This is a genomic window from Xanthomonas hawaiiensis (genome assembly GCF_031834635.1).
Lineage (GTDB): Bacteria > Pseudomonadota > Gammaproteobacteria > Xanthomonadales > Xanthomonadaceae > Xanthomonas_A > Xanthomonas_A sacchari.
On record NZ_CP115873.1, the window covers coordinates 1,998,770 to 2,011,505 of the forward strand.

Annotated in this window: 11 protein-coding genes; 5 read left to right on the forward strand and 6 right to left on the reverse strand. The window is 70.3% G+C overall.

Annotated elements, in window-relative coordinates:
- Positions 1 to 17: 17 nt before the first annotated feature.
- On the reverse strand, positions 18 to 944 hold the full coding sequence (gene gluQRS, locus PG878_RS08690; protein WP_209031195.1) for a tRNA glutamyl-Q(34) synthetase GluQRS: 927 nt from the start codon (positions 942 to 944) through the stop codon (positions 18 to 20).
- A 104-nt stretch (positions 945 to 1,048) separates the two neighbouring features.
- On the opposite strand from gluQRS, the gene htpX reads away from it, so the two are divergent.
- The gene (htpX, locus tag PG878_RS08695; protein WP_010342979.1) at positions 1,049 to 1,933 is read left to right on the forward strand and encodes a protease HtpX; all 885 of its coding nucleotides are present in this window, start codon (positions 1,049 to 1,051) and stop codon (positions 1,931 to 1,933) included.
- 96 nt (positions 1,934 to 2,029) lie between these two features.
- Here htpX and PG878_RS08700 read toward each other — a convergent pair whose 3' ends face one another.
- The 3 genes from PG878_RS08700 to PG878_RS08710 all read right to left on the reverse strand — a co-directional run bounded on the left by PG878_RS08700 (position 2,030) and on the right by PG878_RS08710 (position 6,029).
- Positions 2,030 to 4,102: a GGDEF/EAL domain-containing response regulator gene (locus PG878_RS08700; RefSeq protein ID WP_209031196.1), complete on the reverse strand. Its 2,073-nt coding sequence runs from the start codon at positions 4,100 to 4,102 to the stop codon at positions 2,030 to 2,032.
- Between the two features lie 188 nt (positions 4,103 to 4,290).
- Entirely contained in the window at positions 4,291 to 5,487 is a 1,197-nt protein-coding gene (locus PG878_RS08705; protein WP_209031197.1) for a BaiN/RdsA family NAD(P)/FAD-dependent oxidoreductase, read from the reverse strand.
- Positions 5,484 to 6,029 (reverse strand): YaeQ family protein, encoded by a 546-nt coding sequence (locus PG878_RS08710; protein WP_209031198.1) that lies wholly within the window; start codon positions 6,027 to 6,029, stop codon positions 5,484 to 5,486. Before PG878_RS08710 ends, PG878_RS08705 begins: the two co-directional genes overlap by 4 nt.
- Positions 6,030 to 6,513: 484 nt before the next feature.
- Here PG878_RS08710 and PG878_RS08715 point away from each other — a divergent pair, with 484 nt between their 5' ends.
- Positions 6,514 to 6,723: a cold-shock protein gene (locus PG878_RS08715; protein ID WP_209031199.1), complete on the forward strand. Its 210-nt coding sequence runs from the start codon at positions 6,514 to 6,516 to the stop codon at positions 6,721 to 6,723.
- A 206-nt stretch (positions 6,724 to 6,929) separates the two neighbouring features.
- Positions 6,930 to 7,622, forward strand: coding sequence for a glutathione S-transferase family protein (locus PG878_RS08720; protein WP_209031200.1), 693 nt, complete (start codon positions 6,930 to 6,932; stop codon positions 7,620 to 7,622).
- A gap of 33 nt (positions 7,623 to 7,655) precedes the next feature.
- On the opposite strand, the gene PG878_RS08725 is transcribed toward PG878_RS08720, so the two are convergent.
- On the reverse strand, positions 7,656 to 8,549 hold the full coding sequence (locus PG878_RS08725) for an alpha/beta hydrolase (protein ID WP_209031201.1): 894 nt from the start codon (positions 8,547 to 8,549) through the stop codon (positions 7,656 to 7,658).
- A gap of 671 nt (positions 8,550 to 9,220) precedes the next feature.
- On the opposite strand from PG878_RS08725, the gene PG878_RS08730 reads away from it, so the two are divergent.
- Positions 9,221 to 10,792, forward strand: coding sequence for a protein adenylyltransferase SelO (locus PG878_RS08730; RefSeq protein WP_209031202.1), 1,572 nt, complete (start codon positions 9,221 to 9,223; stop codon positions 10,790 to 10,792).
- A gap of 18 nt (positions 10,793 to 10,810) precedes the next feature.
- On the opposite strand, the gene PG878_RS08735 is transcribed toward PG878_RS08730, so the two are convergent.
- Entirely contained in the window at positions 10,811 to 11,515 is a 705-nt protein-coding gene (locus PG878_RS08735) for a TetR/AcrR family transcriptional regulator (protein ID WP_244672605.1), read from the reverse strand.
- Positions 11,516 to 11,577: 62 nt separating this feature from the next.
- On the opposite strand from PG878_RS08735, the gene PG878_RS08740 reads away from it, so the two are divergent.
- Entirely contained in the window at positions 11,578 to 12,735 is a 1,158-nt protein-coding gene (locus tag PG878_RS08740) for an efflux RND transporter periplasmic adaptor subunit (protein ID WP_209031203.1), read from the forward strand.
- Position 12,736: the final 1 nt, after the last annotated feature.

Below are 12,736 nucleotides of genomic sequence, written 5' to 3' on the forward strand. Positions count from 1 at the left end.
CGGCCCAGGGTGCGATTCTAGTCAGCCTTGATGTCGCTGGGGATAGCGAGCGCGGCCGGTGCTGCGGCGTCCATGCGTCGGTCCTGCGCCGGCAGCCGCGCCGGGTCGAAGCTGCGCAGCGCGCAGTCCAGCAGCGTCCGTACCGATCCGGCGCCTGCCAGCGCGGCAGGCGGCTGGCCCAACGTCGCCCAGGCCAGGCGCAGCGCCGGCAGCGGGTCGGCGTCGTCCAGCGGTAGTGCGGCATGCGACTTGGACAGCTTGCGGCCGTCGGCGCCGAGCAGCAGCGGCAGGTGCAGGTAGCGCGGCGTCGGCAGGCCCAGCGCGCGCTGCAGCAGGATCTGCCGCGGTGTGGAATCGAGCAGGTCGGCGCCGCGCACCACGTCGGTGATGCCTTGCGCGGCATCGTCGACCACCACCGCCAGTTGGTAGGCCCAGCAGCCGTCGGCGCGCAGCAGCACCACATCGCCGACCTCGGTGTAGACGTCCTGGCGCAGCCGGCCGCGTACGCCGTCGTCGAAGGCGACCACGCTGGCCGCGCCGGGGGGCACGCGCAGGCGCAGCGCCGGGTGCGCGCGTGCCTGGGGCGCCACGCAGGCGTGGTGCACGCCGCCTTGCGCCGCCAGGTCGCTGCGGCTGCAACTGCAGGGAAAGGCCAGTCCGTCCTGCAGCAGTCGCTGCGCCGCTTCCCGGTAGACCGGGTCGCGCTCGCTCTGCCGCAGCACCGGGCCGTCGGCTTCCAGGCCGCAGGCGCGCAGGCTGGCCAGTTGCCGCTCGGCGGCGCCGGGCACGCTGCGCGGGCGGTCCACGTCCTCGATGCGCAGCAGCCATTGACCGCCGGCGTGACGCGCCAGCAGCCAACTGCCGAAGGCGGCGAGCAGCGAACCCAGGTGCAGCGGGCCGGTGGGTGAGGGCGCGAAACGGCCGCGATAGGGAGGCGGGGACATGGACAAGCTGAATCCTCGGTCAGGTACGCGCTTGAATTCAAGCGGCCGACACCGCAGATTCGGTGCAACCCTTCCATTTAATCTTCTGCGGAGCGCGCGCTCACATGTTCAATCGCATCGTCCTGTTCCTCATCACCAACCTGGCGGTGCTGGTACTGGCCGGCATTGTCATGTCCGTGTTCGGGGTCAACCCCAACCAGATGGGCGGCCTGCTGGTGATGGCCGCGATCTTCGGCTTCGGCGGCTCGCTGGTGTCGCTGCTGCTGTCCAAGTTCATGGCCAAGCGCGCCACCGGCGCGCAGGTCATCACCGAGCCGCGCAACCACACCGAACGCTGGCTGCTGCAGACCGTGCAGCGCCAGGCGCAGGCCGCCGGCATCGGCATGCCCGAGGTCGCTGTGTACGACGGCCCGGAGATCAACGCCTTCGCCACCGGCGCCAACCGCAACAACGCGCTGGTCGCGGTCTCCACCGGCCTGCTGCAGAACATGACCGAGGACGAGGCCGAGGCGGTACTGGGCCATGAGATCAGCCACATCGCCAACGGCGACATGGTGACCATGGCGCTGCTGCAGGGCGTGCTCAACACCTTCGTGATCGTGCTGGCACGCGTGGTCGGCGGCGTGGTCGACAGCTACCTGTCGGGCAACCGCGACGGCCGTCGCGGCCTGGCCTACTACGCGATCGTGATGGTGCTGGAACTGGTGTTCGGCCTGTTCGCGACCATGATCGCGATGTGGTTCTCGCGCTACCGCGAGTTCCGCGCCGACGCCGGCGGCGCCAGCCTGGCCGGCCGCGCCAAGATGATCGCGGCGCTGCAGCGCCTGGAGCTCAACCACGGCCAGAGCACGCTGCCGTCGCAGGTGCAGGCGTTCGGCATCGCCGGCGGCCTGGGCCAGGGGCTGCGCAAGTTGTTCATGAGCCACCCGCCGCTGGCCGAGCGCATCGCCACCCTGCGCGCCTCGCACGTCAATGCGACAGTGAGCTGATTGATCGCGGGATCGACGGCGCCGGCCGGCGGAGCGTAGGCTCCGCCGGCCGTTGCTTTTGCGAATCCCCAATCCCCAATCCCGAATCCCGGCCCCTCAGGCAAAATCGAACGTCATCCCCGGCGCCGCCAGGCCGACGAACTCGCCCTGCACGTAATCGACGCCGGCACTGAACAGCAGGCTCATCGACGTGGCGTCGGAGACGAACTCGGCGATGGTGCGGATGCTCGCCGACTGCGCGCGCGCGGTGATCTCGCGGATCTTGTCCTGGTGTTCGCGGGTCTGGGTCAGGTCCTGGGTGAAGCCGCGGTCCAGCTTCAGGAACGAGGGCTGGAAGTGCGCCAGCAACTGGAACGAATCCAGGCCGGAGCCGAACTGTTCCAGCCCGACCTTGCAGTCCAGGGCGGTGGCGTCGGCCAGGAATTGCTGGGCGTTGCGCAGGTGGGTGAACACCTTGGCTTCCGGCGTCTGCAGCCACAGGCGATCGCCCGGCACGCCGTGCGCCGCCAGTTCGCGGCGGATCAGGTCGACCATCTGCGTGTCGGCGAAGGCCTCCGGGCTGACCTTGACCAGCAAACTGGTGGCATGGCCGGCGCGCTGACGCTCGCCGATCACGGCGATCGCACGAGAGACCACCCAGCGGTCGATCTCGGCGGTCAGACCGTGCTCGGCGGCGATGCCGAGGAAGGTCGACGGGCCGATCAGCTCGTCGTTGCGCTCCAGGCGCAGGTAGGCCTCGTACAGCTCGTGCTGGTCGCCCTGCAGGTTCAGCACCGGCTGGTAGTGCAGCAGGAAGCCTTCGCCGGCCAGGGCCTCGCGCAGGTGCTGGACCCAGCGCTGCACGCGCTCCTCTTCGAGGCGATCGGCCGCGCCCGGGTCGAAGATCTTGCAGGCGTTGCCGCCCAGTTCCACGGTCGCCTGCACGTTCTCGCTGGCACGGGCCAGGACCTGGCCGACGCTGGCGATCTTCTCGCCGATCTGCACGCCGCCGATGCTGACGGTGACCGTGGCCGAGCGCTCGCCGACGCTGAACACCTGGCTGGCATAGGCCTGCAGCAGGCGTTCGGCCAGCGCCGCGGTGCGCGCGTAGTCGCCTTCCAGCAGCAACGCGAAGTTGTGCTCGCCGAAGCGCGCCGCCTGCACGTCGCCGTCGATGGCCGCGGCCAGGTGCTGGGCCAGCGCCGCGACCAGCGCGTCGGCCGAGTCCAGGCCGATGTCGGCCAGCAGCCGCGCGTAATGATCCGGTTCGACCAGCAGGAAGCCGTACTGGCCCTCGCCGCGGCCGACCTGGGCCACGGCGGTTTCCAGCGCCAGCATGAAGGTGGGGCGGTTGAGCAGGCCGGTGACCTGGTCGCGCTGGCGCAGGTCCTCGACCTCGCGCGCCAGTTCCGGGTCGAACTCCTCGCGGCGGCGGAACACCACCTGCACGCAGGCCTCGCCCTCGTAGCTGGCGGTGGCGAATTCCATCGTCGCCGGAAAGCTGTCGCCTTCCAGGGTGCGTGCGTCCACCTGGTACTGCGTCGGCGGCGGCTCGCCCTTGCTCAGCGACTTCAGCAACTGCTTGAAGCCTTCCACGTGCTGCGGGGCGACCATGTCCAGCAGCGACACGCCTTCGACGTCATCGAACGTGTCGAACCCGAACATCTCCAGGTAGGCGTCGTTGGCGCGGATGTGCATGCCTTCGTGGATGTAGGCGATCGGATCGCGCGAGGAGGCGATCAGCGCATCGCAGCGGCGCTCGGTCTCGCGCATCTGCGCCTCGATCCGGCGCAGCCCGCGCCGCGCCTGCAGATCGGCCCAGGTGGTGCGCACCACCGCCAGCAGGTGCTCGGGGCGCTGCCGCAGCGCGATCGCGCGTGCGCCACCGGCCACCGCCTCCAGCCATTCGTTCTCGTCGATGCGCTCGGCCAGCACGATGACCGGGATGTCCTTGCCGCTGGCCGCGACCCGCTGCAGCACCTGCGGCAGGGGGATCGACTGGGCCTGTGCGCTGAGCACCAGGTCGATCGGCTGCGCGGCCAGCATCGCCGACAACTCCTCGGCGTGCTGCGGCCGCGACGGACGCACCGCGATGCCGCTGTTGCGCAGGCTGCTGACGATCGCCTCGGCGTCTTCGCCGCTGTCGTCGACGATCATCAGGCGGAGGGTGATGTCTTTGCCTGTGTGCATGAAGCCTCCCGGGGACGGGGTTTAATACACGATGCCCGCTTTCGCGTCCATGTTGTTCGGGAATGGGGAATCGGGAATGGGGAGTCGCAAGAGTCGGCTGTCGTGTCTGAACGTTCGCGGGCGGACCGAGACGCGCGCGCATTGAGCGGTGTTTCGATTCCCCATTCCCGATTCCCCATTCCCAGCCGCTAGGCCGCCAAGCCCGCCGCATGGCCCGAGGCCCAGGCCCACTGGAAGTTGTAGCCGCCCAGCCAGCCGGTGACGTCGAGCACTTCGCCGACGAAGTACAGGCCGGGCACGCGCCGCGATTCCATGGTCGAGGACGACACCTGGTCGGTGTCCACGCCGCCCAGGGTGACTTCGGCGGTGCGGTAGCCCTCGGTGCCGCTGGCCACCAGCGGCCAGGCGCCGAGCAGCTCGGCGGCGGCGCGCAGTTGCGGCTCGTCCAGTTGCCGCACGGGCTTGTCCGGCAGCCACACCTCGCACAGGCGTTGCGCGAAGCGGCGCGGCAGGGCATCGCCGAGCACTGTGCGCAGTTCGGCGGCGCCGCGCAGGCGCTTCTGTTCGCGCAGCCAGGCCGCCGCGTCCTGCCCCGGCAGCAGGTCCAGGCGCAGGTCGTCGCCCGGCTGCCAATAGGAGGAGATCTGCAGGATCGCCGGGCCGCTGACGCCGCGGTGGGTGATCAGCATGAAGTTGCGGAAGCTTGCGCCGTTGCAACGGGCCTCCACCGGCAAAGCCAGGCCGGACAGGTCGTGCAGGCGTTCCTGGTGCTTGCCGCTCAGGGTCAGCGGCACCAGGCCGGCGCGGGTCGGCAGCACGGCGTGGCCGAACTGCCGCGCCAGTTCATAGCCGAAGCCGCTGGCGCCGAGGCTGGGGATGGACAGGCCGCCGGTCGCCACCACCAGCGATTCCGCGTGCACCGGGCCATCGTCGGTGTCCAGGCGGAAGCCCTCGCTGCCGCGTTCCACCGCGCGCACGCTGCAGTCCGTGCGCACCGCGACGCCGGCTGCGGCGCACTCGTCCACCAGCATGCGCACGATCTGCTTGGAGGAGATGTCGCAGAACAACTGCCCCAGTTCCTTCTCGTGATAGGCGATGCCGTAGCGTTCGACCAGGTCGATGAAGTCGGCGGGGCGGTAGCGGGCCAGCGCCGACTTGCAGAAGTGCGGGTTGGCCGACAGGAAGTTGCCCGGCCCGGTGCCGGTATTGGTGAAATTGCAGCGGCCGCCGCCGGACATCAGGATCTTCTTGCCGACCTTGTTGGCGTGGTCGATCACCCGCACCCGGCGCCCGCGCTGGCCGGCGGCGATCGCGCACATCAGCCCGGCGGCACCGGCGCCGATCACCACGACATCGGCGCGGAGGGGGGCGGTCCCGGCGCTCATGCCGCGGCTTTGCGCACCGTGGGGGTGAAGGCAACGCTGCCGCTGTCGCCCAGCCACTGCACCTCGCCGTCCTGGATCACCACGTCGAAACGCATGCTGCGCTGGATCAGCTCGGCCGCCGCGGCCACGGCGTTGGCCGGCAGGTCGATCACCTGCACCTGCTTGAGCTTGCCCAGCGCCGAGGCGTTCTTGTCCCACCAGATGTCCGCGGCGCGGCCGCCGTAGTTGGCCACCACCACCGAACGCGCCCGCCCGCAGGCCTTGCGCACCCGCGATTCGTCGGGCTGGCCGACTTCGATCCATTGCTCGATCGCGCCGGTGTAGTCCATCCGCCACAGGTCGGGTTCGTCGTCGCTGCTCAGGCCCTTGCCGAACAGCAGGCGCTCCTCGGCGTACAGGGCGAAGGTCAGCAGGCGCGCCATCAGCCGCTGGTCGGTTTCGGACGGATGTTGCGCCAGGGTCAGGGAGTGGGCGGCGTAGTAGCCGCGGTCCATGTCGGAAATCTGCAGCTCCGCCTTGCGGAGGGTGGCGGTGAGGGCCATGCGGCTACCGGGATCGAGGGCGCAATAGGATACGGTGTGTCGGGCCGCCGCCGACCCGTGCCGCGGGTGGGGTCCAAGGATCGAGGCCGGGTGGGCATGGCAGAGGCGAGCAGGGGAGCGCTGTGGGATCGGCGGTGTCCGCGGCGCTCATCGCCTCAGTCGCCGTTGCCCGGCAGGCGGCAGATTTGCGCAGTTTTTGCGGATCGGCAGCAGGATCGGCCGCGCTGGCGCTAACTTTAGGGTGGGGTTCAGCTTCCTTGTGGTGGATCCCGGTTTGTCTACACAAAGATGTCGCTTTTTGATCGCGACCCGCGTATGGTGGCCCCACTGTGTTTGCTAGAGTCACCGTGAATCGTGGCTTGGTGCAGTAGATCTCGCGATCCACTTCATCGTTCCGCTCGCTTTACTAACGCCTGCAACTCAGTCTCGGCCTCGATCTCCGATGGCTGCGATTTCTTCAATTTAATGTTTCAGGAGTTAGCAAATGTCTGATCGTCAGAACGGTATCGTGAAGTGGTTCAATGATGCCAAGGGCTTCGGCTTCATCACCCCGGAAAGCGGCCCGGACCTGTTCGTGCACTTCCGCGCGATCCAGGGCACCGGCTTCAAGTCGCTGCAGGAAGGCCAGAAGGTGACCTTCGTCGCCGTGCAGGGCCAGAAGGGTATGCAGGCTGACCAGGTGCAGGCCGTCTAAGGACGCCCGCCACCGCAAGGTGCCGAACGCCGGAAGCGCAAGCTTCCGGCGTTTTTGTTTTGGGCGATGCTGGCGTCGGGCGCGCGTTCGCGCCAGCTGTGGCCGTTCGCGGCCCAGCGCCGGGCTGCGGCGATGCCCATGCATACGCCGGTTCACCCCCGCATCCGGCTACGATGGCGGCCCCCCACGTCGCCGGAGCCGTCGCCATGATCACCGTGCATCACCTCAACCAGTCCCGGTCGCAGCGCGTGCTGTGGTTGCTGGAGGAACTGGCGCTGCCGTACCAGGTGATCAAGTACCAGCGCGACCCCAAGACCATGCTGGCGCCACCGGAGCTGCGCGCGATCCATCCGCTGGGCAAGTCGCCGGTGCTGGTGGACGACGGCCACGTCCTAGCCGAGTCCGGGGCGATCCTCGACTATCTGGTGGACCGCTACGACACCGGCTGCACGCTGTCGCCGGCGCCGCAGCCGCTGGATTCGCCCGAACGCCTGCGCTACCGCTACTGGATGCACTACGCGGAGGGCTCGGCGATGCCGCCGCTGCTGATGAGCCTGGTGTTCGGGCGGATCCGCTCGGCGAAGATGCCGTTCTTCGCCCGGCCGATCGCCAAGGGCATCGTCGACAAGGCGATGCGCAGCTTCGTCGGGCCGCAGATGCGCCTGCACCTGGACTGGATGGAGCGCGAGCTGGCGGCCACCGGCTGGTTCGCCGGCGACCGCTTCACTGCCGCGGACGTGCAGATGAGCTTCCCGGTGCAGGCCGCGGCGGCGCGCATCGGCCTGCAGGCGCATCCGAACCTGGCCGGGTTCGTGCAGCGGATCGAGCAGCGCCCCGCCTACCAGCGCGCGCTGCAGCAGGGCGGCCCGTTCGAACTGCTCGGCGGCGCGAACGACTGAGCCTGCCTCGCGCCGGCCATGCCTCCCGCGCGGTCAGCGGACGGCGGGGCGGGCCGGGCAGGCGCGTACGAAGGCGATGCTGTCGGCCATGACCGGGAGCGCCGGGTCGTCCTTGCGCAGCGCCAGCACCAGGCGCATGTGGCCGACGCCGGGATAGGTCTTCAGTTCCGCCGGCACTCCGACACGCTGCAGCGCGGCCTGCAGCGATTGGCTGTTGTGCGGCTCCACCACGGTGTCGGCATCGCCGTGCAGCAGCAGCGCCGGCGGCTCGTCGCCGTCGACGAAATTCACCGGCTGCGAGCGCCGCTGCTGCGCCGGGTCCTGGCCGAACATGCCGATCAGGTCCGGGTCGGTCAGCGGCAGGAAATCGTAGGGACCGGCCAGCCCGACCAGGCCGCACAGTTGCCGCGGCGACAGGCCCTGCGCCTGCAGCCAGTGGCCGTCGGTGGCCAGCAGTGCGGCGATGTGCGCGCCGGCGGAGTGGCCCATCAGCACCAGTCGCTGCGGATCGCCGCCGTACTCGGCGGCATGGCGCTGGCTCCAGGCCACCGCGGTGGCGGCGTCGCGCATGAAGCCGTCCAGGGTCACCTGCGGATACTTGCGGTAGTCCGGCACGATCGCGACCACGCCGTGCCGTGCCAGCGCTTCGCCGGCCCAGCGGTAGTTCTGGCGGGTGCCGGTCTTCCAGGTGCCGCCGTGGAAGAACACCACCACCGGCGCGTGCTGGACCCCGGCCGGGCGGTACACGTCCAGCGCCAGGCCGTGCGCGGCGTCGTAGACGATGCCGCGCTGCTCGCTGAGGCCATGACGCGAGGAGCCGGCGTTGAGGCCGCCGAAGAACAGGCTGCTGCAGGCCGAGACCAGCAGCGAGGACAGGGCGATCAGGGCGTTGCGCGGCCAGCGCGGCGAAGACGGTCGGTCGGACATGGGCGATCCCGGAGAGGAGCGCGGAGCATGCCGGATGCCCATGTCGGCGGCGAGTGGAGGTGGGGCGGGGATTGGGGAGTGGGGATTGGTAAAAGCGTGGCTTTCTGCGCGTGCGTCGTGCCTTGGTGGCTGACCGACCCTCACCCCGACCCCTCTCCCGGAGGGAGAGGGGCTTGTACCCCCTTCTCCCTCCGGGAGAAGGTGCCCCGAAGGGGCGGATGAGGGTCCGGGCGAAGCCTCGTGCAGTCGAGACACCGCATGCGCTTCGCGCCCCGACCCTCACCCCGACCCCTCTCCCGGAGGGGAGGGGCTTGTACCCCTTCTCCCTCTGAGAAGGTGCCCCGAAGGGCGGATGAGGGTCCGGGCGAAGCCTCGTGCAGTCGAGACACCGCATGCGCTTCGCGCCCCGACCCTCACCCCAACCCCTCTCCCGGGGGGAGAGGGGCTTGTACCCCCTTCTCCCTCCGGGAGAAGGGGCCCCGAAGGGGCGGATGAGGGTCCGGGCGCCGCCTGGTGCAGTTGAAGCGCCGCATGCGCTTCGCGCCCCGACCCTCACCCCCAACCCCTCTCCCGGAGAGAGGGGCTCTGCGGGCACGCGTGCCACCGGGCGTGCACTGGATGCTCACCTTGCAGACTTTCCAATGAAGCCTGCGACTTCTACGCTGTCTCCCATGTCTTCCTTGCGTTTCGACAATCGCTTCGTCGCCGAGTTGCCTGGCGACCCGGAAACCGGGCCGCGGCGCCGCGAGGTGCTGGGGGCGCTGTGGTCGCCGGTCGCGCCGACGCCGGTGGCGGCGCCGCGGCTGCTGGCGTATTCGCCGGAGGTGGCGGCCTTGCTCGGGCTGTCCGAGCAGGAGGTGCGGGCGCCGGAGTTCGCCGCGGTGTTCGCCGGCAATGCGCGTTATCCGGGCATGCAGCCTTATGCGGCGAATTACGGCGGTCACCAGTTCGGGCATTGGGCCGGGCAACTCGGCGACGGCCGCGCGATCTCCCTGGGCGAGGCCCTGGGCGTGGACGGGCGGCGCTGGGAGCTGCAACTCAAGGGCGCTGGGCCCACGCCGTATTCGCGCGGTGCCGATGGCCGCGCGGTGCTGCGCTCCTCGATCCGCGAGTTCCTGTGCAGCGAGGCCATGCATCACCTGGGCGTGCCGACCACGCGCGCATTGAGCCTGGTCGGCAGCGGCGAGACCGTGGTGCGCGACATGTTCTACGACGGTCATCCGCGTGCGGAACCGGGCGCGGTGGTGTGCCGGGTGGCGCCGTCGTTCGTGCGTTTCGGCAGTTTCGAACTGCCGGCCGCGCGCGGCGACATCGCGTTGCTGCGGCGCCTGGCCGACCTGGTGATCGCGCGCGATTTCCCGGAACCGCCGGGGACCGGCGGCGCGCGCGACGCGGCCTGGTTCGCCGAGATCTGTGCGCGCACCGCGCGCATGGTGGCGCACTGGATGCGGGTCGGCTTCGTGCACGGGGTGATGAACACCGACAACATGTCGATCCTGGGCCTGACCATCGACTATGGCCCGTATGGCTGGGTCGACGACTACGACCCGGACTGGACGCCCAACACCACCGATGCGCAGGGGCGCCGCTACCGTTTCGGCACCCAGCCGCAGGTCGCGTACTGGAACCTGGGGCGGCTGGCGCAGGCGCTGGCGCCGCTGTTCGACGACGTGGCGCCGCTGCACGACGGCCTGGAACGGTTCCGCGCCGAATATGCGCAGGCCGAGCGCGACAACATCGCGGCCAAGCTCGGCCTGGCGACCTGCGGCGACGCCGATGTGGCGTTGATGCACGCGTTGCTGGACTTGCTGCAGCTCGGCGAGGTCGACATGACCCTGTGGTTCCGCGGCTTGAGCGCATTGCCACTGCAGCCGTGGACGCCGGCGCAGGCCCTGGCGGCGCTGACCGAGGCGTTCTACGACCCCGCCAAGCTGGCGGCGCAGGCGCCGGCGTTCGAGGCGTGGCTGACCAGCTATGCGCAGCGCCTGCAGCAGGATCCGCTGCCCGCCGCCGCGCGCGCGGAGAAGATGCGCGCGGCCAACCCGCGCTACGTGCTGCGCAACTACCTGGCGCAGCAGGCGATCGACCGCGCCGAGCAGGGCGACACCGGCGGCATCGATGAGCTGCTGGAGGTGATGCGGCATCCGTACGCCGAGCAGCCCGGGCGCGAGGCCTTCGCGGCGAAGCGTCCGGACTGGGCGCGCAGCCGGGCCGGCTGCTCGATGCTGTCGTGCAGTTCCTGAGCGGGCCGGCGCGTGCGCTCAGGACGCGGTCGCGCCACGGTAGCGCCAGGCGGCCAGGAAGGTCGCCACCACTTCGTCCGCCAGCGCCTGCTGGGCGACCGCGTCCGGCGCCTGCCCGTTGAGCATGGCACTGGGATAGGCATAGCCGAAGGTGGCGCCGATGAAGGCGGTGGCGGCGAGGAAGGGCGCATCGACCTGCACGTCGCCACGCGCGTGCAGGGTCTGCAGCAGGGCGCACAGGCGCTCGCGCAGGCGGCCGGCACGGCGCTGGTGCAGCGATTGCAGCAGATCCGGCATCTGCGCGCTGGCCTGCACCAGCAGGCGATGCAGGCGCAGGGCGTCGGGTGCGTAGAGGTGTGCCGGCACGGTCACCGCGATCTGCCGCAGGGTCGCCGGCAGGTCCTGCGCGGTAGCGCTGCCGATGTTCTCCAGGCGGGTCTGCAATTCCTCGCCCAGGGCCTCGAACACCTGCATCAGCAGCTCGGCCTTGCTGGAAAAGTGGTTGTACAGGCTCTGCCGGGTCAGCCCGGCCTGGCTGGCGATCTGTTCCAGCGACACGTCCAGCCCATGCTCCAGCAGCAGCGTGCGCGCTGCCGCCAACAGGCGCGGGCGCGCCAGTGCCGGGCGGCCGCGCGGCCGAGCGGGCGCGGCCGACGCCGTCGCCTCGGGCGTCGCAGTCGTTGCTTGCGCACCCGGCTGGCGAAGGGTTGTGCTTCCCTTCATGAATGTTTTTTTGTCTTTGAGTAAATTAAATGATCCTCCTCGTCGTTCCCAGGATCAAGCGCATGCCCGCGCCTCTCGTCCAGCGCCGCTGCGCGCTGCCGTTGCTGCTGTCCGTCGTCGTGCTCGCGTTCGCCGGCTGCAAGGGCGGAGGCAAGGCGCCGGCGCCGGCAGCGAAGACGGTGGAGGTGGTGACCCTGCAGCCGCAGAGCGTGCCGTTGAGCGTGGAGCTGGCCGGGCGCACTGTCGCCTCTGAGGAATCGGAGGTACGGCCGCAGGTCAGCGGCATCCTGCGCCAGCGGCTGTTCGAGGAGGGCGCCGTGGTGCGGGCCGGGCAGCCGTTGTTCCAGATCGAGCCGACCCTGTACCAGGCCGCGGCCAACCAGGCGCAGGCCAACCTGGCCACCGCCGAGGCCACGCTCGCCGCCGCCACGTTGCGCGCCGAGCGTTACCGCACCCTGGGCAAGACCCAACTGGCCGCGCAGCAGGACGTGGACGATGCGCAGGCCGCCTACAAGCAGGCGCTGGCCAGCCGCGACGCGCAGCGCGCGGCGCTGGACACCGCACGCACGCAACTGCGTTTCGCCACGGTGCTGGCGCCGATCGGCGGGCGCATCGGCCGCGCGCGGGTGACCCCGGGCGCGTTGGTCACCGCCAACCAGACCGATGCCATCGCCAAGATCCAGCAACTGGATCCGATGAACGTGGACATCACCCAGTCCGGCAATCAGTTCCTGGCGCTGCGCCGGGCGATCGCCGCCGGCGGCGTGCAGCCGGCCAGCGCGCAGGTGCGGCTGACCCTGTCCGACGGTACCGACTATCCGCTGCCGGGCACCCTGGAGTTCGCCGACATCGACGTGGAGGAGACCACCGGTGCGGTGACCCTGCGCGCGCGCTTCCCCAATCCCGATGGGCAACTGCTGCCGGGCATGTACGTGCGTGCGCTGGTCGGGCAGGGCGTGCGCCAGCAGGCGCTGCTGGTGCCGCAGTCGGCAGTGGACCGCACCCCGCGCGGCGAGGCGGTGGCCTGGGTGGTGGGCGCCGACGACGTGGTGCGCCAGCGCGAGTTCACCACGCTGCGTGCGGTCGGCGACCGCTGGCTGGTCGGCGATGGCCTCAAGCCCGGCGAACGGGTGGTGGTGGCGGGCCGGCAAGGCCTCAGCGACGGCGCCAAGGTGACGGTGAAGACCGCCGCCGCCGCGCCTGCCGCCGGCCAGGGCTGAG

Coding starts and splice junctions, on each gene's coding strand:
- PG878_RS08710 (WP_209031198.1), bottom strand. CDS start 6,029: ATGGCCCTCACCGCCACCCTCCGCAAGGCGGAGCTGCAGATTTCCGAC.
- PG878_RS08715 (WP_209031199.1), top strand. CDS start 6,514: ATGTCTGATCGTCAGAACGGTATCGTGAAGTGGTTCAATGATGCCAAG.
- PG878_RS08725 (WP_209031201.1), bottom strand. CDS start 8,549: ATGTCCGACCGACCGTCTTCGCCGCGCTGGCCGCGCAACGCCCTGATC.
- htpX (WP_010342979.1), top strand. CDS start 1,049: ATGTTCAATCGCATCGTCCTGTTCCTCATCACCAACCTGGCGGTGCTG.
- gluQRS (WP_209031195.1), bottom strand. CDS start 944: ATGTCCCCGCCTCCCTATCGCGGCCGTTTCGCGCCCTCACCCACCGGC.
- PG878_RS08740 (WP_209031203.1), top strand. CDS start 11,578: ATGCCCGCGCCTCTCGTCCAGCGCCGCTGCGCGCTGCCGTTGCTGCTG.
- PG878_RS08735 (WP_244672605.1), bottom strand. CDS start 11,515: ATGAAGGGAAGCACAACCCTTCGCCAGCCGGGTGCGCAAGCAACGACT.
- PG878_RS08700 (WP_209031196.1), bottom strand. CDS start 4,102: ATGCACACAGGCAAAGACATCACCCTCCGCCTGATGATCGTCGACGAC.
- PG878_RS08705 (WP_209031197.1), bottom strand. CDS start 5,487: ATGAGCGCCGGGACCGCCCCCCTCCGCGCCGATGTCGTGGTGATCGGC.
- PG878_RS08720 (WP_209031200.1), top strand. CDS start 6,930: ATGATCACCGTGCATCACCTCAACCAGTCCCGGTCGCAGCGCGTGCTG.
- PG878_RS08730 (WP_209031202.1), top strand. CDS start 9,221: ATGTCTTCCTTGCGTTTCGACAATCGCTTCGTCGCCGAGTTGCCTGGC.